Source organism: Bacillus cereus, assembly GCF_015071065.1.
GTDB lineage: Bacteria > Bacillota > Bacilli > Bacillales > Bacillaceae_G > Bacillus_A > Bacillus_A cereus_BA.
The window spans coordinates 20,932-42,491 of the sequence record NZ_VOVA01000006.1 but is presented as its reverse complement, the minus strand read 5'-3'; the positions used below and the strand labels follow the sequence as shown (position 1 = coordinate 42,491).

Below are 21,560 nucleotides of genomic sequence, written 5' to 3'. Positions count from 1 at the left end.
TCTTAGAAGTCAATGTAATTAATAATGATTATCATTATTAATTACATTGACTTAACAAAACAATAAAATTACTTACATTCTTTACTTTGAGTTAAAAAAGCTTAGTTCTTCCAAGGATTCGGCTGTACAGAAAAGGAGTTAGGCGGGAGATCAACTTCCCGTAAATGCCCAATTGGTGATGGCTAATACTCGGCGGGGATACTATGACTAATACAATATATCTACTACAAAAAATTCATTTCATTTACGAATCAAGGAATCAACCATTTTATTATCCTACTTCTTATAATCTCTTTGTAAAACTATAATCCATATCTCCACCTAACGCTGCAGCTGTATCACCAGTTTCTCTAAAATCATGTGTATAAATTTGCTCAAACGAACCGAAATCTACTTGCTTATAAAATTCGAAACAAGGGAATCCATCATGTTCTCCTTGAATATCAATACTACCATCCTTGTTCACACATACAGTTAATAAATAGTCCACAGGAGGTGCATACACATTTAACGGATTACTAGCACTCGCACTCATCTTGAATTGGACACCGTCAGAATTCCATGCAATATGAGTACACACAATATTTTCGGTACTTGCTTTTCCCGTTCTTTTATTCACAGAACCATCTGGATTTGTAACCTTCTCTGTCGTAATACCTGTGTTTGCATATGAAAACACTTCTTCTTTATGAAAGTCCACTACTACCTCTTGCTCAACTCTAGAGCACATAGTATTTACCGCATGTGGTGTAAATTCACGTGAATCACCTTCGAATTGTATTACTCTCCCTGTTTGTACATCCTTACTCGGTTCTGTCCAAGACATTGGAATAAATACACTGGCTCTAATTTTAACGATATTCGTCATAAGAAACACCTCTATAATTTTATTTTAGCTACTGCATAATATTGAGTAAAACAGACCACAATTTCGCTCCCATAATCAGTAGCTTTCTCTTTTACGTTTGCTACTTCCTTCTAAAAAATAGCGCTATATTTATATCTAGATTTTCGTTTTAAAGCTATATTCCATTTCTCCAGCTAGTGCTGCTGGGGTATCATCCGTTTCCCTGAAATCATGTGTATATATTAATTCAAATGAACCAAAGTCTATTTGTTTATAAAATTCATAGCAAGGGAAACCATCATGTACACCTTCAACATGTACAGTACCACTTTCATTAACTCGTATAGTCAAAAAATAATCAGCTGCAGGTGCTGCCGCGTTTAACGGATTACTTGCACTTGCTCTCATTTCAAATGAAACTTCATCTTCACTCCATACAATATTTGTACATGCAATATTTTCTGTACTTGTTTCTCCTTTTTGATACTCAATTGAGCCATCTAGATTTGTAATTTTCACAGTAACGATACAAGCATCTGCATATGTGAAAATTTCTCTTTTATAAAAATCAATATTCACTTCTTGTTCTAATCTTGAACGCTTTGTGTTCACAGCGTATGGTGTAAACTCACGTGCATCTCCGGCATATTCAAACACTCTTCCTGTTGCAGGATCTTGAATAGGTTTCAGCGAAGCATACGGTGCAAATACACTCCCTCTAATTTTAACGATATTAACCATGTGAAACCTCCATTGATTCTATTTAAATAAATCTTTATTTGTTCTACCACTATCATATAGTCAATTTGATTGACTATATCTTATATAGTACAATAGATTTTACTTATAGTCAATTTGATTGACTATAAGTAAGGAGGTTATATACATGGATCATCAAACATTTGACGAATTAGATCTCACTTCACTTTTATCATTATCCTTCAGCACATTAATTACTGAGCTACATGACAAATTAAGTGAATTGGGATTTGAAAATATTAGGCCAGCGCATGGTTTTATGTTCAAACGCATCCTTCCTAATGGAGCAACTGGTATAGAACTAGCTGAATATTTAGGGGTTTCAAAACAAGCTATAAGTAAAATGGTGGATTCTCTTGAAAACAGTGGTTATGTCACGCGCCAAACGCATCCTACTGATAAAAGAGGTAAAATCATTGTTTTAACCGAACGTGGTTTAGCAGTAATGCAAGCAAAAGAAGAAATAGTAGCTGAAATAGAACAGCGATGGATTGCAAACATAGGTGCAGAACGAATGCAAATTCTCAAAGAAGATTTAACAACATTCGTTAATAAAGAAAATACAGGTAAATTATCATCGAGCATACGACCTGTTTGGTAAACAAAAACTCCATATAATAAAAAGAACGGACAAGAAATTCTATGTCCGTTCTTTTTATCACACATACTTCCGATGCACCATCTTCCCATCATAAGAAAACACAACGCCCTTACTCTCCACAATCGACTCCATATGCACTGTTCTTCCCCATAACTGATGAAGATACGGTAATACCTTTTCTAAGTATTTTAAATCGAGCTCAATTCCTTCGTAACTATGTTTAATGTACAATTCCCCATTCTTTAAGTAATCGCCATCTTCTACCACTAAGTACGGGAAACCTCCATTTGTACGCATATTTACAAGTTGATCTCGTACTTGTTCCCACTCTTTATCAATTACTTTATATTCTTTACCTTGGCGCTGGAATAAGTACATATCTTCTCTCATTACGAGTTCTTTATTTAAGTAATTTCTTAGGAATGATACGTCCCATTCAATTTCTCGTACTTCAAACATTTTCTCACGACCAGAGCCTGGCTTCACACCACGCCTTTTCATTTCTTCTGTCGGATTGTTATAGCGTTCTTCAATATCTTCAAACATTTTAATACCGAGGTAGTATGGATTAATACTTGTTTTTGATGGCTGTACGACACCTGCATTTAATTTCGCAAATTCAATTGCTTCACCAGATGTTAAGTCCATTTCACGAAGTATGCGTTGATGCCAGTAGGAAGCCCAGCCTTCATTCATGATCTTCGTTTCAAGCTGTGGCCAGAAATATAACATTTCCTCGCGCATCATCGTTAATATGTCGCGCTGCCAATCTTCTAACTCACGGCTATATTCTTCGATAAATAGGAGTAAATCTTTCTCTGGTTGCGGAGGGATTTTCTTCTTTTTATGCATATTAGGTCGTTCTCTCTTTTTGTTTCGATCATCTAAATTCCATAAATCATCGTACTGTGATCTCTTTTTCTTTTCTACATCCTCTTCTAAATCTTCAATACTCCATGCAAGTTTTGGTCGCATAAGTGATGGATCTATATGTTCTTGAATGGCAAGTACTGCATCCAAGAACGTTTCTACCTCTGCTTTTCCGTACTTATGCTCATATGCTTTCACACGATCCGCTGTTGCAGCCATACTTTCTACCATGTCTCGCTTCGTATTAGAAAAACGAATATTATTTTTGAAGAAGTCACAGTGCGCTAAAACGTGCGCCACGATTAATTTATTCTGAATTAAAGAATTCGTATCTAATAAAAAGGCGTAACATGGATCAGAGTTAATAACGAGTTCATAAATTTTACTAAGTCCCAAATCATATTGTAATTTCATTCTGAAAAATTGTTTTCCAAAACTCCAATGTGAAAACCTCGTCGGCATCCCATATGCACCAAATGTATAAATAATTTCCGCTGGACATACTTCATAGCGCATCGGATAAAAATCAAGCCCAAATCCAGTCGCAATTTCAGTAATTTCAGCAATCGCATATTGTAGTGCTTTATCGTCACTTACTCTCATTATTTTCCCTCCTTACACTTTCCCTTAAGAAAGTGTATGATGGAGAACAAGCTTTCATGAGGATTGATTGCATAATAAAAAGACACCCTCGTAAAAACGAGAATGCCTCCCAAATTAACCTTCAATAATCTCCATCTTCTCCGTAATCGGTGTACGAGCTTTTCCTTCTGGTGCTTTATCGAAATAGCCGATATGAAGAATTCCAACGATACGTTGGCCTCTTGTTAAGCCAAGTCCTTCTATAAATAGTGGATTGTAGTTTAATCCACCTGATTTCCAAACACATCCTAAGCCGCGCTCCCAAGCAAGCAATTGGAAGTTTTGCATAAATGCACATGTTGCAGCGTAATCTTCGTCACGTTGAATTTGACGCGGATCTTCATTAATGTACACAACGATTTGTGCAGGTGTGCTTAAGAAACGGTCAGATAAATTTTTGCCGCGTTTCGCTCTTTCTTCTTCTGTGAAAGAGTTTAATACTGCGTCTACTAATTTCTGACGGCCTTCTCCTATGTATAATTTACAATTCCATGGTTCACGGTTTTTATGATTCGGCGCCCACGTTGCTTCATTTAATAGTTCAATTAATAGCTCTTTTTCTACTGCTTTATCTTTAAATGTACGAACAGAACGTCTTTCTTTAATAACGTTTGCGATGGAAGTATATGTAGTCATATTTTTCTCTCCCTTATTTTTATCTATATGTATAAATCCGTATTGATATTGATTTTCAATTTCGATTATAACCTAGTTTTTCACTATTAATCAATGTTTTATGTTGGAAAACCAAGAAAAACTTCTTTTTATACTGTGAATAAAAAAACTTAACTTGTTCACAAGTTTTTCACATTTTATGGAAATGATATGTGTAAGTTTTCCACATTACCCATCTAGGAGGAGTTTATATGTACAAAAAAATCGTAGTAAGTATGACTATGGCAGCATTATTATGCGGGGTGTCTGTCTTCCCTGCTTCCGCTGCCACGCCAAAAGAAGTAACAATGCACCATCATAAGCCCATCTCAGAAGAAGAAATGCAGTCGCTCGAAAAACTCGGCTATAACAAACATGAAATTTGGAAAGCTGCACACATTGCAAGAATAAGTAAAAAAGAAATTAAGGACGTTTTAGCTTACTATAAGCAAAATAAATCTTGGGAGAAAACAGCCGCGCATTTCGGTGTAGACCCAAGTAAATTGAAAAAGCATCATATGAATAAAGAAACAAAAAAAGCACTGCTACAACAGTTAGCAGATATGCAAAAATCTACACCAGATCAACTGAAAAAAACGATGAAAGAGTATGACATCGGCTTACGTCATCTCGCAGTGTTAACAATCATCTCCCAAAAAAGTAATACTTCTCTCGATGATGTACTGAAAATGAAAAAAGATGGGATGAATATTAAACAAATTGCAGAAAAGTTAAATGTGAAAAGAGAAGATATACGAGCAGAGATGATTAAATTAGTGAAGTCTATTAAAGAAAAGAAAACAAATTAGCACGCCAAAAAGGAAGAGATATACAATACTCTTCCTTTTCTTTTTGAACTTTCAATTTTCAAGTATAAATTCCCGCATTTCCCAAAAACTAACACAAGTAAATGATGTAGATAAGGGGTGAGGAAATGTTCCGTTTATCATCTAAAAAGAAGAAAAAAGCATTCTGTTCTATTCCAGAGTTTATCCACACTATGAAAGAATCCAGTGATTTCGTGTCTTATAACATAGTAGACGATGGAACATTGTGTTTGTTTTATTATAAATCTACAGCCGAATCACTCCTCATTAATCGATTCATTTTAACACCTATAAAAAGAGAGTTAGATCACATTAAAAATATAAGTGACATAGCAAATATCGTCACACTTGAGGAGATTGTCACTAACCCTTCTATTGATGATATCCGTGAAAAATTATTAAGTGGGTATGTACTCATACAGCTAAAAAATGATTCTCACTCAGCGGAATATGCACTTATTCGTGCTGAAAGTTCAGTTTTAGGTACACGATTATATAACGATACAGAAAATGAATATAGTGTCATCGGTCCAAAGGTTGGGTTTGTTGAGAATATCGATACAAATATACACTTACTTCGGCGAAATATCGTAACAGAACAATTAGTTTTCAAAGAAGTTATAGTTGGTTCTATATCAAAAACAAAAGTCGTAGTTGCTTACATTGAAGGCATTACGAATGAGCAGCACGTTAATACTGCGATGCAGCGCCTACAAGACATTGACTTTGATGTTCCTTTTGATGCAACTATGATTGAGCAGTTTATTAGCGATAACAGTAACTCTCCCTTCCCTGTTTTACTACCTACAGAGCGGTTAGATCGTTCTGTTTTTGCATTAATTAATGGAAGCGTCATCATTTTAACAGACGGTTCCCCTTACGCATTAGCTGGACCAGCGACGTTACTCGATTTCTTTGTCTCTCCAGAAGATTATTATTTACCATGGGTAGCAGGCTCATTTCTTCGAATGGTGCGTTTTTTCGGAGCGACATTCTCTCTATTTTCTTCAGCTATTTATACAGCTATATTAACGTATCACTATCAAATGATTCCTGCTGATTTACTTGGACCAATCATTTATTCAAGAGCGAATGTACCGTTTCCTCCTGTTTTAGAAGCCCTATTTTTAGAAATTACAATTGAGTTACTTCGCGAAGCAGGGGCACGATTACCGACAAAGGTTGGACAAACAATCGGTATTGTTGGGGGAATTGTAATTGGACAAGCATCTGTTGAGGCTGCTTTAACGAGCACTATTTTATTAATTGCGGTTGCATTATCTGCACTCGCGTCTTTTACAACACCGACGGTAAAGATGTCTTCTACTATCCGGTTACTTCGATTTCCGCTCATCGTTTTAGCTGGAGCATTTGGCGGATTAGGTCTCATTGTCGGATTCGTCTTCATATTAGCTCATTTAATTCGTTTGAAGTCACTTGGATCGCCATATTTATTACCTTTATACCCATTTCGAGGTGTAAAAACTGCGGAAGGTCTCCTTCGTTTACCATTTAGTCAAACCGCTGCACGTGCTTCTTTTCTTAGACCGAAAACAAAATGGCGCTATAATCCGGACAAAGCGAAAACGAAACGTGATGGTGAAAAGAAATGAAAAAGATTTTACTATGCTTTACTATGATCCTTTTTACTTTCCAATCAGGTTGTACGCAATCGAATATAGTGGATACACAGCGGATTATTCATGTAAGTGGATTTGATATAACGAAAGACAATAAATTTCGCGGGACAATTCTCTATCCAGATTATACAAAGGGCGTACAATCAAAACCAGAAACTCAATCAACTACTGCAAATACAATTGAAACAATCTCTTCACAGCTAAACGCCAAATCACCACATACGATCGCCATAGGTCAAATGCGTGTTGCCCTATTTGGAAAATCATTTGGTGAACGCGGGCTCGCTGACATTATTAACAACTTACAACGTGACCCTAACATTGGCCGAGATGTACAACTAGCACTTGTAGATGGATCAACAGAAGAACTTCTCAAGCATGTTAAAGCAAATGGATCGCTATATCTATCTGATTTACTGGAGCAAAATATAGAAACTGAAACGATTCCTCGAACCGCTTTAAATATTTTTTTGTATAACTTTTATTCATCAGGGGGCGATCCCTTTCTTCCCTATATTGAAGTTGACGAAGACAAATCAGCTTCTATTAAAGGCATCGCTTTTTTAAAAAAAGATAAAGTGGCTATGTATACAGATAAAAAGGGCTCTTTTTTATTAAAATTACTCATTAATCCAACTAAAAATGGACGTTACGAAGTTCCGATACGTCAAGGTAAACATAAAGGAGTAGTCGCTACTCAAAACTTGTCTGGAAAAAGTATTTGTGACGTTTCTCAAAACGGTAGTATTCCAAAAGTTCACATCAACTTAAAACTAAATGGACTCATAAAAAACACTCCTGATTGGCTTGATTTATCTAAAAAGGAGAATGTAACTTACGTAAAAAAACATGTTGAAAAAACACTTGAAAAACATTTAAACGAATTAATAACACAATTCCAAGAAAAAGATATTGATCCAGTAGGTATACGTGAAGAAATTCGTAGCCACTCAAGAAAATGGAACATGAAACAAATTCAAGAAATGTATCCTAGCGTAGACGTTGCGGTTAATGTGCAAGTTAATATCGTACAATCTGGTATCGGAGAATAATGAGGTGCTAAAATGGATGAGCAAAATAAAAAGAATACTGTTTCTCCTTATTTCGTATTTCTTTTATTACACTCTCTTCAAATTGGAGTAGGTATATTAGGATATCAGCGAATTATTTCGCAACATGCTGGCTATGATGCTTGGATTTCCCTTATTGTTGCGGGTATTGCAACTCATATCGTATTATTTTGTATGCTTAAAATGTTAGAAAAAGATAATGATTTAATGAATATTCATATGACATGTTTCGGAAAGTGGATTGGAACATTTTTTTCCGTATGCTTTGCCGCATACCTTCTATTATTTTGCCTTACTGTTCTTCGTACATATATTGAAGTCATTCAAGTTTGGGTCTTTCCTACAATTAAACCGTGGAAATTAACTTTACTATTTTTATTTGTGGCTTATTACATAATTAAGGGCGGCTTTCGTTCTGTAACAGGAATATGCTTTTGGGGCGTCATAATCCCGATTTTCGTACTATTTTTCTTAGTTTTCCCGATGAAATACGCACATGTCCGTAACATTTTACCTATTCTCACACATTCACCCGTAGAAATTCTACATTCAGCTAAAGCAGCTGCATTAGAATTTCTTGGATTTGAAGCAATACTTATCTTTTATCCATTAATTGAAAAAGGAAAATCTTTAAAAAAGTGGGCACATGGCGGCATTGCTTTTACAACTATTTTATACGTATTATTAGCAGTTGTTTCCCTTATGTACTATAGCCAAGGACAGCTGCACCACACAATTTGGCCTACATTAACGATGCTAAAAATTATTAAAATTCCCTTTATTCAGCGGTTTGAATACATTATTATTTTCGTATGGTTTCTTATTATTTTACCTAATCTTTGTTTAACAATTTGGTCTTCTTGTCGTACTATTAAATGCTCCTTTCACATACCATTTAAAATTACAGTGCCATTTTTTATAGCACTTGTATTTATTTCGTCTCTTTTTTTCACAAACCGTGAAAGTATCAATACATTAAATACAGTGCTATCTCAGGCTGGTTTATATATTGTATACGCCTATATACCAATTTTATTTCTATTCCATTCACTAAGATGGCGCTTCAAAAATCGTTCAAAAAAAACCTCTCCCTAGGTATGCCTTAGTCTGATACAATTTGATTAATACATTTGTAAAGGGGACAAGCGTATGAAGAAATATGTATTTTCTTTACTTGCCGTACTAAGCCTAATCCTTGCTGGATGCGGGAGTACTGGTACAAATGAAAAAAAATCTTCTGAATCAAAAGAAGAGCATGACCACGCATCACATACTCAGCAAGCTGACATTCAAGAAAAGACAAAAGGAGTCGACACACTCCCGGCCTTCCTAGACAAGCTTGATCCACAAATGAAAGACATCTATACTGTCGCTGGACAAAATGCTGAACTACTGGATTGGATTCCTTGTTACTGCGGTTGTGGTGAAAGTGTAGGACATAAAAATAATAAAAATTGCTTTATTCGTGAAATCAAAAAGAATGGTGAAGTTGTTTGGGATTCCCATGCAACAACTTGTGTAAATTGCTTAGAAATCGCAGTTGAATCTGCTTCGATGAAACAAAAAGGAAAATCAACGCTTGAAATTCGTAATTATATTGATAATAAATACAAAGAAGGATATGGGAAACCAACACCTACGCCAATGCCAAAAGCTTAAAAAACGAGGAGACTCCTCGTTTTTTTCTTTTCATTCACTTTTTTTCTTAACAAATTCTTTCAAGTGTATTTCTCCTCGCTTGTCACACACTATATATAACTCCTCAGTAAGGAGGGTATACAGTGCAAACATATAACGACTATGACAAAGCTCTCTATTACACGTATTGCTGTAATTGGGATAAACTACTCGTTTTAATGGTTCAAACGAATGATCAACTATTTTCTAAGCGTATTGAACACTTTTTACACGCTTATCAATACAGTAAAGAATTGCCAGAAGTTGACAAACAATTGCAGCTCCTATTTCAATATATTGACCATGCATCCCAGAAGTCACATGTAGAAGAAGTAGTAGAGCAAATTCAAATGTAAAATATAGCGCTATTCTCTCTTAGAGAATGGCGCTTTTTTGAACATTTTTATATCAATAAAAGTTTTCTTTTACAAAACTTTTATTGATAAACATATTTCCTCTTTCTTTTCTATGCTACTTCATACTATAATTTAGTATGTAACTATTATAAGTGAGGTATAAAATATGGGACGAGAAAAAAAGCAAGAGTATGCTTTATTTACTGCATGGGGAGCTTCTTTTATTGCTACGCTAGGTAGCCTATACTTTTCCGAAATCATGAAATTTGAGCCTTGTGTCCTTTGTTGGTATCAACGCATCTTTATGTATCCATTCGTTTTATGGCTCGGCATTGCTGTAGTAAAAAAAGATTATCGTATTGCAAGTTATTCCTTACCAATTGCAAGTATTGGTGCTTGTATTTCTTTATATCATTATGCAATTCAAAAAATTTCAGCACTATCAGCTGCAGGAGCAGCTTGCGGACGCGTACCTTGTACGGGAGAATACATAAACTGGTTCGGCTTTGTGACAATCCCGTTTTTAGCACTTATCGGCTTTATCACAATCGCTATTTGTAGCTTCATTGTAATCAAAAACAAATAAGGAGATGAAAAAATGAAAAAAATGCTTATATTTGGCGGTATTATTATCGCCTTGTTTGCAGCAATTTTCGCTGTAACACAAATGGAAGAAAAAAGCGCATCAACAAGTCAAAAACTTAATAATACTACTAGTCAAACAGATGGTCCGGACTACTATACAAATAAAATTTCTCTTTCAGATCTCCAAAAGAATTTAGAAGAGAAAAAAGAGCAAACCGTATACTTTTATCAAACATCTTGCGTTCATTGCCAAAAATTATCTCCTATTGTCGTACCAATGGCTAAAGACTTGAATATTGATATGAAAGTTATGGATATTGAAAAATTAGATGCTCCTTGGGATGATTATAAAATTAAAGGAACTCCAACAATCATTCATTTTAAAGATGGCAAAGAAGTGAGCCGTATTAGCGGCGAACAACCGAAAGACAAATTAAAAGAATGGCTTGAGCAAACGAAGAAATAATGAGAAAAGGAAACTCCTTCTACACATGAAATGGGCGTAAAATCCCACACTAATGTATAAGGAGGGGGTTTTATGCCAGAAGTAAGATGTTCTGTTTCCAATTGCTCATTTTGGGGACAAGGTAACTTTTGTCAAGCAAGTGCAATCGTTGTTCAGCCCGATGCACAAGAAGCAGCTCAAACTGAAAACAATTCTTATACAAGCGCAACTTTAACAAATGAAACGCTTGATAGCTCTGTAACAACGAGTGTAGAAACTTGTTGTCAAACATTCAAACCAAAATATTAACACTTATTCCACCTCATTTACGTGAGGTGGTTTTTTTCTTCCCCTCTTCTTGTTTACGTAACCTTTAATTCTCCCTATAATAAAGTTAACATTTTTTATGAATACGAAGGTGGAATATTATGGCTAAAACAATTGCAGATATCGCCAAATTAGCTGGGGTTGCAAAAAGTACTGTCTCTCGCTACTTAAACGGTGGATATGTAAGTGATAAAACAAAACAAAAAATTGAAAGTATTATTCAAGAAACAAATTTCTCTCCAAATACATTTGCGCAAAGTTTAAAAGCAAAAACAACGAATTTAATTGGTGTTATTATCCCCCGATTAGACTCCTTCGCTACAACGAAAACACTTATTGGGATTGATAATACTTTACGGGAAAATAACTATCAAATGCTTGTTGCAAATGCAAATCAAAAAATCGAAACAGAAATTCAAGCGATGGAAAACTTTATAAATCAAAAAGTAGCTGGCATTATTTTATTAACGAAGACTTTAACTAAAGAACATAAACACATCATCGCTAATTCTAATACCCCTATTTTATTTGTTGGTCAACAATATGAGGATCAATATTGCCTCGTTCACGATGATTTTGACGCCGCTTATGAACTAGGAGCATACGTATTATCACAAGGTCACCGCCATATCGCCTACTTAGGAGTAGCAAGAGATGATATTTCAGTTGGTGTAAATCGAAAAAATGGTTTTCAAAAAGCAATTGAAAATTTAGAGCCTACTTGCACCGTATCTTATTACGAAACAACTTTCCAAACAGCAGATGCAATGAAACAAGTACAACATATTTTAGATCATAACCGTCCTACTATTATCGTATGTGCTACAGATAATATCGCTCTTGGAGCAATGAAAGTAATTCATTCCAATCACCTTTTTGTACCAAATCATATTTCTGTAACAGGATTCGGCGGTTATGATATTTCTGAAATGGTACACCCTAGCTTAACGACAATTGCATTTGACTATGAGTACGCTGGTAAACTTGCTGCTATTTCTCTTTCGCAGCTTGTTGAAAACAAAACAATTCCAAAAACATTACATTCGCGCTATACATTAAAAATTCAAGAAAGCGTTGACAAAATTTAAAGGCGCTCTATAATAAAATTAAAACCGGTTCCACATTTTAAAAACAGGATTTTTTACATCATGTCCCTGTTTTTTATTTTAAACAAAAACGGAACCGGTTCCACAAATTAAAAGTATATAGTAAGGGGGAATTTTTATGGATATGAAACAAATTGCAACTCAAGTCTTACAGAACATCGGAGGAACAGAAAACATTATTCGCGCTACTCATTGCGCTACTCGCCTTCGTCTTGTACTAAAAGATGAAACAAAAATAAACACGTCAGAAATCGAAAACATTGATGGGGTTAAAGGCGCTTTCGCAACGAATGAGCAATACCAAATTATTTTTGGCACTGGCGTAGTAAACAAAGTGTATGATGAATTTTCAAAACTAATCGGAATAACCGAACTTGATTCTACGGCATCAAACGATCTTCCTAAGAAAAAAATGAATCCGATTACTCGCCTAGCAAAAACATTATCCAATATTTTTGTTCCAATTATTCCAGCCATCGTCGCAAGTGGTTTACTTATGGGGCTACTCGGAATGTTGAAAGCGTTTAAATTAGTTCCTGGCGATCACCCACTTATCCAATTACTTGATATGTTCTCAAGTGCAGCTTTCATTATTTTACCTATTTTAATCGGTGTTAGTGCAGCTAAGGAATTTGGAGGAAATATTTTCTTAGGTGCAGTTATTGGTGGCATATTAACTCACCCAAACTTAACGAATCCTTGGACTCTTGCAAACGCAAAACCAACTGTTTTACATTTCCTCGGTATGGATATTGATATGATTGGCTATCAAGGCACTGTTTTACCTATTTTATTATGCGTATACGTTATGAGTACAATTGAAAAAGAACTCCGCAAACGAGTTCCGAACTCTTTAGATTTATTAGTTACACCGTTCTTAACAATTATTATAACTGGCTTTTTATCACTTATTATTATCGGACCAATTGGATATAAAATCGGTGACGGTATTACGTACCTTTTAAATACTATTTATCAATTTGCAGGACCAGTAGCGGGCCTTATATTCGGTGGTCTATATTCAACAATCGTTCTTACTGGCTTACATCATAGCTTCCACGCTATTGAAGCTGGCTTACTTGCTAATAAAGATATCGGTGTCAATTTCTTACTCCCTATTTGGTCAATGGCTAACGTCGCCCAAGGCGGAGCTACTTTAGCAGTTTATTTCAAAACAAAAAACAAAAAAACAAAAGAAATCGCAATTCCAGCAGCAGCGTCAGCATTTTTAGGAATTACAGAACCAGCTATTTTTGGTGTCAATTTAAAGCTTGGTAAACCATTTATTGCAGCTGCTATTGGTGGGGCGATTGGAGGCGCTTACGTTGTTTGGATGCAAGTCGCAGCCAATGCATACGGTTTAACAGGTATTCCAATGCTTACAATTGTTGCACCGCTTGGCATGATGAATGTGATTCATTATGTAATCGGCTTCGCTATTGCAGTTATTACTGCTTTTGTTGCCACTCTCATTTTATATAAAGAAAGTAAATAACAACGAGGTAAAAACCTATGTCGAAATATAAAACAATACTGCAATCCAATAAAGAAGAATTAAATTCTTTATATGAAACTGCAAATCAAGATTTATGGAAACCGATTTATCATATTCATCCGCCATATGGATTAATGAATGATCCTAACGGTGTATCATACTACAATGATGAATATCATGTTTTTTATCAGTGGTATCCATTTGGCCCGATTCACGGAATGAAACATTGGGGGCATGTAAAATCAAAAGATCTTATTAACTGGGAAAGAATGCCTGTGGCCATTATCCCTACCGAAAGCTATGAGTCACACGGCGCATATTCTGGTGGTTCTATTATAAAAGATGGGCTTCTTCACTTATTGTATACAGGGAATATAAAGAAACCTGATGATTCTCGGGATGCTAAACAATGTATGGTAACCATGGATTCTCAATATACGATGACTAAATATAGTAATAATCCTGTTATTGATATGATTCCTGCTGGATATACGAAGCATGTACGTGACCCAAAAGTATGGAAAAATAACGATACGTACTATATGTTGCTTGGTGCACAACGTGAAAATAAAACGGGGACACTATTATTATATAAGTCACTAGACCTATACAATTGGATTTTCCAAGGTGAGATCAAAACAAACTTAAAAGAATTCGGATTCATGTGGGAATGTCCAGATTATTTCCAATTATCAAGGAAAGATGTGCTGCTCTTTTCACCTCAAGGAATTGAAAGAGACGAGGAAAATTTTCAAAATGTATATAATGTCGTATATGCAATTGGAAATTTCGATATTGAAAATTTATATTTCCATATTGATTCGTATTACGAAGTTGATAAAGGGTTCGATTTTTATGCCCCTCAAACTTTAGAAGATCAATCTGGGCGCCGCCTTTTATTTGCTTGGGCGGGTTCAAGCGAAATAACCTATCCTTCTGATGATTATATGTGGGCTCATTGTTTAACACTTCCACGAGAACTAGCATTAGAAAATAATATATTAAAACAAAAACCAGTTTCAGAACTAAAAAAACTAAGAACAATAAAAAAAGAGATTTCAGGTGACATATCAACTGGGCTAAACGTATTAGCGGCCCTTGACTATGGATGCTCATATGAATTAATTGCTACTCTTAAAACAGATGATGCGAACAAATTCGGCCTTTCTCTCTTCCATAATGAAGAGGAGTCTTTCCCGATTACATTTAACCGCGAGAAAGGGACTGTTTCTATAGACCGAAGCAACTTCCATCACCAATTTGGCGGAGAGTATGGATATGAACGCTGTAAAAAAATTGATATTCGCGATACGATAGAACTAAGAATATTTGTAGATAATAGCATCGTAGAAATTTTCTTATATGATGGTTCCACTGTCTTTACGTCTAGAGTATTTCCGCGAAAAGACATTACACATCATATCGCCATCTTTTCAGATGCAAAACTAAACTTTACAATTACACAATATAAACTTAAAAGAGGGATTGTATGAGAAATATTTTTTGTATAGGTGAATTATTAATTGATTTCGTTTGCCGAAACTCCAATGTTTCTTTAGTGGACGGTACAGATTTCGAAAAGAAGGCTGGTGGAGCTCCCGCTAACGTTGCCGCCGCTATTACAAAATTAGGTGGACACGCTACATTTATGGGCCAAGTAGGAAATGATCCGTTTGGTGATTTTCTAGAACAAACTTTACAACGTGCTCATGTTGACACTTCAATGCTCATAAAAGATAAACAAACAACGCTTGCTTTCGTATCTATCGATAAAGATGGTGAACGCGATTTTATTTTTATGCGCGGAGCTGATGGCGAATACACCTTTAATAAAATCGATTTATCAAAAATAAAAAGTAATGATCTAATACATTTCGGTTCGGCAACGGCCTTATTAGCAAGTCCATTAAAAGAAACATACTTTCAACTATTACAATATGCAAAAGACAATAATCATTTTATTTCTTTTGATCCAAATTATCGAGATGCACTTGTTACTGATGTTGAACAATTTTCTCAAGATTGCCTATCCTTTATAAAACACGCACATTTTGTAAAAGTAAGCCAAGAAGAAGCAACGATGCTTTCTAAAGAGACTGATTTACAGAAATCAGCACTAAAATTATTAAATTACGGGGCTAAAGTTGTAGCTATCACACTTGGAAAAGACGGTACCCTTCTCGCAACAAAAGAAGCTCGAATCATTGTACCTTCTATTTCCATTAAACAAGTAGATACAACTGGTGCTGGTGATGCTTTCGTCGGAGCGATGTTATATCAAATTTCAAAAAATGAACAAACGCTTCCTCAACAATTCACAGATTTAGCCGAGTTTGTCTCGTTCGCAAATAAAGTAGGTGCCATAACATGTACAAACTATGGAGCAATCGCTTCACTTCCATCAATAGCAGATGTAAAAGCATACGATTAGTCGTATGCTTTTTTACATTCCCCTCCAAACATCATGCATCATAAAAAAGTACAAAATAACGAGAAGGACCGTCCCGCATAAAGTAATGCGTCGATATACACTCTTCTCCCCTTCCCTCGCTTTAACAAATGCCCAAATAAATCCGACGAACAATATTAAATCAATATATGGAACATAAAAGGAGAAGACGAGTAACGCATATAAATACACGATAAATAAACAAGTCGTGATTAAGAAAATTTTAAATGCAAATTCACTTTTCATAATGTGACCGCCCCCCAATCTGTACTGTATTATATTCAGCAAAACATAATAGTTGCTGTTTCAATTTTTTCATCTCACTATTTGTAGGTACGCGATTGGTAGGAAATCAATAAAAACAACTAAACTTAACCACAAATAAGCTACCGCCTATACACGGTAGCTATTACGGAACATCATATTTCCTTTTATATATATTACTTAAAATCGAATAAGGTAATTGCTCATAACGAATTTTTTCTCCCGTTTCATCCACAATATACAAATTGTTTCCTATATAATATATTCCATCTTGTCGTTTGGAATACACTGTGTATTTTTCATTTGGCAATACCGTTTTTACTTTAGTCAACTGTCCATTTGGTTCTTGCCAATATATATTTATCCGATCTACTAACGTAAGCATTCCAATTTGTTCTTCTTCTACTTTACGACCATTCCAACTCACAACACGATAACCAAGCTTATACGCTTCATATTCGGGACTCGTATGAAAACGAGAAATAATTACTTTCGTTTGCAATTGTACCCGATCATATAACCACTGTATATCGCGGTCATGCATTCGAATACAACCATTTGATTCCCGACTTCCAATCGTTCCTTCACGATTTGTCCCGTGAATGGCATATTCCTTTTTATCCAGACCTAGCCATCTCGTACCGAGAGGATTATTTGGTGCACCCCCAGGTATTTTCTTACGATGGTATTCTTTATTTTTATATTTAGTTATAATACAAAAATTCCCTTCAGGCGTTGGGGTCCTGTCTCTTCCTGTCGTTATCGGAAATGTTCTAGTATAGTTTCCCTCTTCAAAAAAAGACAGCTGATTCGTCGTAAGGTTAACTAATATTAAATGATCTGTATTAGCAAAAACGCTAGCTGGCAGGCAGAAAAATAGGATTACGATAAACCATACTTTCTTCATCTAAATCCTCCCTAGCACTAACATCATAATAAAGTGAAACTTTACTCGGTGGGGGTTTTGACCAATCGGGCATTTACGGGCAGTTATCTCCCACCTAACTTCCTTGCATTCACCGAATTTTGAGGTAGGAGTCTTACTGCCCGTAAATAACGGGATAAATGCAATTAGCTTTACTTTGCTCTTATAAATAAAAACTATCCATTCACAATAACACCGCCATTTACATGTATCATCTGTCCCGTTACATATGCCGAATCACTAGACGCTAAATATACATATGCAGGCGCTAATTCATACGGCTGACCAGGCCTTTGCATAGGAACATTGCTCCCGAACTGTGATACTTTTTTCTCATCAAAACTCGATGGAATAAGCGGTGTCCAAATTGGGCCTGGTGCAACACCATTTACACGAATTCCTTTTTGTACTAACGACTGAGATAGCGATCTTGTAAAAGTGACAATTGCTCCTTTCGTTGCAGAATAATCGATCAACGTTTCATTTCCTTCGTACGCAACGATAGATGCCGTGTTTATAATTACATCCCCTTGTTTTAAATGAGATAGTGCCGCTTTTGTGACATGAAAATAAGAAAAAATATTAATACGGAACGTTTTTTCTAGCTGTTCCGCTGTAATATACTCTAGCCCTTGCTGCGGATATTGCTGTGCGACGTTATTCACAAGAACATTTAAACTCCCCAGCTGCCGGGCGGTCTCTTCCACAATATCTTTACAATGTTGTTCATTACTCAAATCCCCCGGCAGCAATACACAATTCACGCCTTCTTTTTCAACAAGTTGTTTCGTCTCATTTGCATCTTCGTCCTCATCTAAATAAGCAATCGCAATATTTGCTCCCTCTTTTGCAAAAGCGATGGACACAGCTCGTCCAATCCCACTATCTCCCCCTGTAATTAATATATTCTTTCCTTTTAACTTTTCGCTTCCTTTATAATTTGGATCTTCAAACTTTGGAAGAGGATTCATTAATGATTCAATACCAGGCTGTTTATTTTGATGCTGCGCTGGCATTGTTAAAAAGTTTTTTTGCTGCGGCATAACTTCCTTCAACTCCTTTTCCCTTATAATGTGCACAATTATAAAAACTACTTACATTAAAAAACCGCGATTCACGCTCATTTTCACGGTTAATATTCGAATTTAAGACATAAAATATGAATTGTTCTAAAGTTTTTATGCAAAACTATTGCAATATAGATAAAAAACGAATATTATATATAACTGTTGTGGAAATTATTCGTAAAAAGAAAGGATGTTTATATGTTTAACCTTTCAAAACATAAAACTTCTATTAAAACTGAAATTATGGCAGGTATTATTACCTTTTTAACAATGGCATATATCATTGTCGTAAACCCTGTCATCCTTGGGGATGCAGGTGTTCCGTTTGAACAAGCATTTACAGCAACAATTATTGCAGCTGTTGTCGGAACATTATTTATGGCGATCTTTACAAATTTACCAATCGCAATTGCACCAGGTATGGGATTAAATGCTTACTTCTCTTACTCTGTTGTAAAAGCTCATGAAGGCATGACTTTTGCAATTGCATTCTCTGCTGTATTCGTAGCAGGTATGATTTTAATTTTGTTATCATTCACATCTTTCCGTACGAAATTAATGGAAGTAATTCCTGAAAACTTAAAACATGCACTTACTGCTGGTATTGGTCTTTTTATTGCTTTTATCGGTTTGCGCTTAACAGGAATTGTTACAAAAAATGATGCAAACTTAGTTGGGCTTGGCGATCTTCACTCTGCTCCAGTTCTACTAGCATTAGCTGGCCTTGGAATTACAATTATCCTTATGTCTTTAAATGTAAATGGCGCATTATTTATCGGAATGCTATTAACTGGTATTATCGCTTATTTCACAGGGCAATTAACGTTCTCAAATGGCGTTACGTCAATGCCTGGATTACCAGAAGGAATTATCGTTTCAAACCCAATTACTGCTGTTTCTGATGTAATTAATTACGGATTATACGGCGTTGTGTTCTCATTCTTCCTCGTTACACTATTTGATACAACAGGAACATTACTTGGTGTAGCACAACAAGGCGGATTTATGAAAGACGGAAAACTTCCAAAAGCAGGACGAGCTCTTCTATCTGACTCATTCTCAGCAACAATTGGCGCTATGTTCGGAACAACACCATCAACAGCTTACATTGAATCATCTGCTGGTGTTGCAGCTGGTGGCCGTACTGGTTTAACAACTGTGACAGTAGCTGTTCTATTTGCAGTAGCAGCATTCTTCGGACCTTTAGTGAGCGCTGTTTCTGGCGTTTCAGCTATTACAGCACCATCATTAATTATCGTTGGTAGTCTTATGATGGGTTCAGTTCGATATATCGATTGGGATACGTTCGATGAAGCATTCCCAGCATTTTTAGTAATCTTAAGCATGCCACTTACATCAAGTATCTCAACAGGTATCGCACTTGGATTTATTTCATACCCACTTATGAAAGTGGCAAAAGGACAATTCCGTGCTGTTCACCCACTTGTGTATTTATTCGGAATCTTGTTCGCTTATCAATTAGTTTTCTTACCACATTAAAATCCCTCATAAAGAGGGATTTTTTTATAAATAAAAAAGTAGCGCATCGAATTCCGATGCGCTACTTTCCTTTTGCAACAATCATACGAAAGCCTCCTCTTCAGCCAAACTACTTAACTATAAAAGCCCCCCTCCAAATATAAGGAGAGCTTACAACCTCTTAATACTTATCAGCTACCTGTAATTCTTTACTATATTTTTGAATAAAAACCGATGAAACAACCATCACCATTCCTACACTAAACCCAATAAGCTGATCCAGTAGCATTTCATCATGAATGAACCAACGAAGTAGAAATACACCACCAAAAATAAGCATCATGGTAAATCCAGTATGTCTAAGTCCTTTATATACATTTTCCATATGTATCATTCCTTTGTATAATTTTATCCATATTATACCATAACAAAAAACATGTATAATTGTTTCTAAAACGGTATTCAGTTATAAATCAATAATAAAAAAAACTGCGGAGAACTCCTTCTCCACAGCCTAATTATTATTGTTGCAAAAACGCCTGTAAATCTGCAAATTGTCTCTTTGCATCTTCATAGCCTTGCTCATATAAACTTTGTAGTTTTGCTGTATCTTTTTCCATACGATCTACTTGAAGCGGAACTTCTGGGCGAATAACAAATAAATTACCTGCTTGTTCTTCTTTTTCAATGTAGTGAAGTGTTTCATTATATACTTCATAACGACTGAGCATTGTATTCACAAGGTTTGGATACTTCTTATAAGCTTTCGCTGCAACCCAGCCAAACTTTGATTTTTTCTTCGCGTAACCATGATTTCTCGTCAAAATAACGACTGATTTTTTAAATCCATCTTCCTGTGCTTTACGAACTGGAATTGGATCTGAAATCCCGCCATCTAACAATTGCTTACCTCGGTAGTTTACTGCCGGTGCAATGAACGGTAATGAACTAGATGCTTGTAATAAATTTAGCGCATCATCATTCGTTCCCTCTTTTTCAAAATAAACAGACTGTCCTGTTTCACAATCAGTTGTTCCTACAAGGAAACGCTCTGGACTATTAAAGTATGTTTCAAAATCAAATGGGACATGTTTTTCTGGAATTTCATGAAAAATGAAATCCATATCGAATAATTGACGTTTTTTCCACAAGTTTTTATACGATAAATATTGTGGGTGTGATGCATAATCAATATTTACTGTTTTATTTCTATTTCTTTGTCTGGAAAGATACGACGCTGCATGACAAGCACCAGCTGATACACCAATTACATATGGAAAATATAAACCTTCCTCCATAAAGTATTCTAATATCCCGCCCGTATATACACCACGCATACCGCCGCCTTCTAATACTAACCCCGTATTTTCAAGCATGTTATTCTCTCCTCTTTATATATTGACTCTTTAATTATTCACTATGTTAAGTATCTTTCTCTATTATATATGAGTTCTTTCAGAAATTATATTCAAAAG

24 protein-coding genes are annotated in these 21,560 nt (G+C 35.5%); 15 read left to right on the top strand and 9 right to left on the bottom strand.

Annotated features, from left to right (window positions below):
• Positions 1–283 precede the first annotated feature (283 nt).
• Together FT637_RS17095 and FT637_RS17090 are read right to left on the bottom strand one after the other, a co-directional pair.
• Positions 284–868 carry a DUF3238 domain-containing protein gene (locus tag FT637_RS17095; protein WP_193647309.1) on the bottom strand — a complete coding sequence of 195 codons (585 nt, stop codon included), beginning with the start codon at positions 866–868 and terminating at the stop codon, positions 284–286.
• A 135-nt stretch (positions 869–1,003) separates the two neighbouring features.
• Positions 1,004–1,588: a DUF3238 domain-containing protein gene (locus FT637_RS17090; protein ID WP_193647308.1), complete on the bottom strand. Its 585-nt coding sequence runs from the start codon at positions 1,586–1,588 to the stop codon at positions 1,004–1,006.
• Positions 1,589–1,733: 145 nt separating this feature from the next.
• On the opposite strand from FT637_RS17090, the gene FT637_RS17085 reads away from it, so the two are divergent.
• Entirely contained in the window at positions 1,734–2,207 is a 474-nt protein-coding gene (locus FT637_RS17085; protein WP_193647307.1) for a MarR family winged helix-turn-helix transcriptional regulator, read from the top strand.
• A gap of 57 nt (positions 2,208–2,264) precedes the next feature.
• Here FT637_RS17085 and spoVR read toward each other — a convergent pair whose 3' ends face one another.
• Complete coding sequence (gene spoVR, locus FT637_RS17080; protein WP_193647306.1) at positions 2,265–3,680, bottom strand: stage V sporulation protein SpoVR; 1,416 nt, start codon at positions 3,678–3,680, stop codon at positions 2,265–2,267.
• Between the two features lie 114 nt (positions 3,681–3,794).
• Complete coding sequence (locus tag FT637_RS17075) at positions 3,795–4,355, bottom strand: nitroreductase (protein ID WP_193647305.1); 561 nt, start codon at positions 4,353–4,355, stop codon at positions 3,795–3,797.
• A 230-nt stretch (positions 4,356–4,585) separates the two neighbouring features.
• Between FT637_RS17075 and FT637_RS17070 the strand changes: the two genes are divergently transcribed.
• From FT637_RS17070 to FT637_RS17010, 13 genes are all read left to right on the top strand, one after another.
• Positions 4,586–5,182, top strand: a complete 597-nt coding sequence (locus tag FT637_RS17070) for a hypothetical protein (protein WP_193647304.1) — start codon at positions 4,586–4,588, stop codon at positions 5,180–5,182.
• Positions 5,183–5,307: 125 nt separating this feature from the next.
• Positions 5,308–6,813, top strand: a complete 1,506-nt coding sequence (locus tag FT637_RS17065) for a spore germination protein (RefSeq protein ID WP_193647303.1) — start codon at positions 5,308–5,310, stop codon at positions 6,811–6,813.
• Complete coding sequence (locus tag FT637_RS17060; protein WP_193647302.1) at positions 6,810–7,892, top strand: Ger(x)C family spore germination protein; 1,083 nt, start codon at positions 6,810–6,812, stop codon at positions 7,890–7,892. The genes FT637_RS17065 and FT637_RS17060 overlap by 4 nt, the downstream gene beginning before the upstream one ends.
• A gap of 12 nt (positions 7,893–7,904) precedes the next feature.
• Positions 7,905–9,005 carry a GerAB/ArcD/ProY family transporter gene (locus FT637_RS17055; RefSeq protein ID WP_193647301.1) on the top strand — a complete coding sequence of 367 codons (1,101 nt, stop codon included), beginning with the start codon at positions 7,905–7,907 and terminating at the stop codon, positions 9,003–9,005.
• Positions 9,006–9,059: 54 nt separating this feature from the next.
• Entirely contained in the window at positions 9,060–9,569 is a 510-nt protein-coding gene (locus FT637_RS17050; RefSeq protein WP_193647300.1) for a PCYCGC domain-containing protein, read from the top strand.
• A gap of 122 nt (positions 9,570–9,691) precedes the next feature.
• A complete protein-coding gene (locus tag FT637_RS17045; protein WP_002150460.1) occupies positions 9,692–9,943 on the top strand; it encodes a YhdB family protein in 252 nt (83 codons plus the stop codon).
• A gap of 166 nt (positions 9,944–10,109) precedes the next feature.
• Positions 10,110–10,529 (top strand): disulfide oxidoreductase, encoded by a 420-nt coding sequence (locus FT637_RS17040; protein WP_002150462.1) that lies wholly within the window; start codon positions 10,110–10,112, stop codon positions 10,527–10,529.
• A gap of 12 nt (positions 10,530–10,541) precedes the next feature.
• On the top strand, positions 10,542–10,994 hold the full coding sequence (locus FT637_RS17035; RefSeq protein ID WP_193647299.1) for a thioredoxin family protein: 453 nt from the start codon (positions 10,542–10,544) through the stop codon (positions 10,992–10,994).
• A gap of 72 nt (positions 10,995–11,066) precedes the next feature.
• Positions 11,067–11,282, top strand: coding sequence for a DUF1540 domain-containing protein (locus FT637_RS17030; protein ID WP_193647298.1), 216 nt, complete (start codon positions 11,067–11,069; stop codon positions 11,280–11,282).
• 119 nt (positions 11,283–11,401) lie between these two features.
• Complete coding sequence (locus FT637_RS17025; RefSeq protein ID WP_193647297.1) at positions 11,402–12,388, top strand: LacI family DNA-binding transcriptional regulator; 987 nt, start codon at positions 11,402–11,404, stop codon at positions 12,386–12,388.
• 136 nt (positions 12,389–12,524) lie between these two features.
• Positions 12,525–13,901, top strand: a complete 1,377-nt coding sequence (locus FT637_RS17020) for a sucrose-specific PTS transporter subunit IIBC (protein WP_193647296.1) — start codon at positions 12,525–12,527, stop codon at positions 13,899–13,901.
• A 17-nt stretch (positions 13,902–13,918) separates the two neighbouring features.
• Entirely contained in the window at positions 13,919–15,394 is a 1,476-nt protein-coding gene (locus tag FT637_RS17015; protein ID WP_193647295.1) for a glycoside hydrolase family 32 protein, read from the top strand.
• Positions 15,391–16,332 carry a carbohydrate kinase family protein gene (locus tag FT637_RS17010; protein ID WP_193647294.1) on the top strand — a complete coding sequence of 314 codons (942 nt, stop codon included), beginning with the start codon at positions 15,391–15,393 and terminating at the stop codon, positions 16,330–16,332. Before FT637_RS17015 ends, FT637_RS17010 begins: the two co-directional genes overlap by 4 nt.
• Before the next feature lie 12 nt (positions 16,333–16,344).
• Here the strand turns inward: FT637_RS17010 and FT637_RS17005 are convergent, their stop codons facing one another.
• The 3 genes from FT637_RS17005 to FT637_RS16995 all read right to left on the bottom strand — a co-directional run bounded on the left by FT637_RS17005 (position 16,345) and on the right by FT637_RS16995 (position 18,582).
• Complete coding sequence (locus FT637_RS17005; protein WP_002029881.1) at positions 16,345–16,596, bottom strand: hypothetical protein; 252 nt, start codon at positions 16,594–16,596, stop codon at positions 16,345–16,347.
• Positions 16,597–16,759: 163 nt separating this feature from the next.
• A complete protein-coding gene (locus tag FT637_RS17000; protein WP_193647293.1) occupies positions 16,760–17,521 on the bottom strand; it encodes a L,D-transpeptidase in 762 nt (253 codons plus the stop codon).
• A 194-nt stretch (positions 17,522–17,715) separates the two neighbouring features.
• Entirely contained in the window at positions 17,716–18,582 is an 867-nt protein-coding gene (locus tag FT637_RS16995) for an SDR family oxidoreductase (protein ID WP_193647292.1), read from the bottom strand.
• 222 nt (positions 18,583–18,804) lie between these two features.
• Between FT637_RS16995 and FT637_RS16990 the strand changes: the two genes are divergently transcribed.
• Entirely contained in the window at positions 18,805–20,106 is a 1,302-nt protein-coding gene (locus tag FT637_RS16990; protein WP_193647291.1) for an NCS2 family permease, read from the top strand.
• A gap of 160 nt (positions 20,107–20,266) precedes the next feature.
• Here FT637_RS16990 and FT637_RS16985 read toward each other — a convergent pair whose 3' ends face one another.
• On the bottom strand, positions 20,267–20,479 hold the full coding sequence (locus tag FT637_RS16985) for a hypothetical protein (protein WP_193647290.1): 213 nt from the start codon (positions 20,477–20,479) through the stop codon (positions 20,267–20,269).
• Positions 20,480–20,606: 127 nt separating this feature from the next.
• Positions 20,607–21,461 carry a patatin family protein gene (locus tag FT637_RS16980; RefSeq protein ID WP_193647289.1) on the bottom strand — a complete coding sequence of 285 codons (855 nt, stop codon included), beginning with the start codon at positions 21,459–21,461 and terminating at the stop codon, positions 20,607–20,609.
• Positions 21,462–21,560 lie beyond the last annotated feature (99 nt).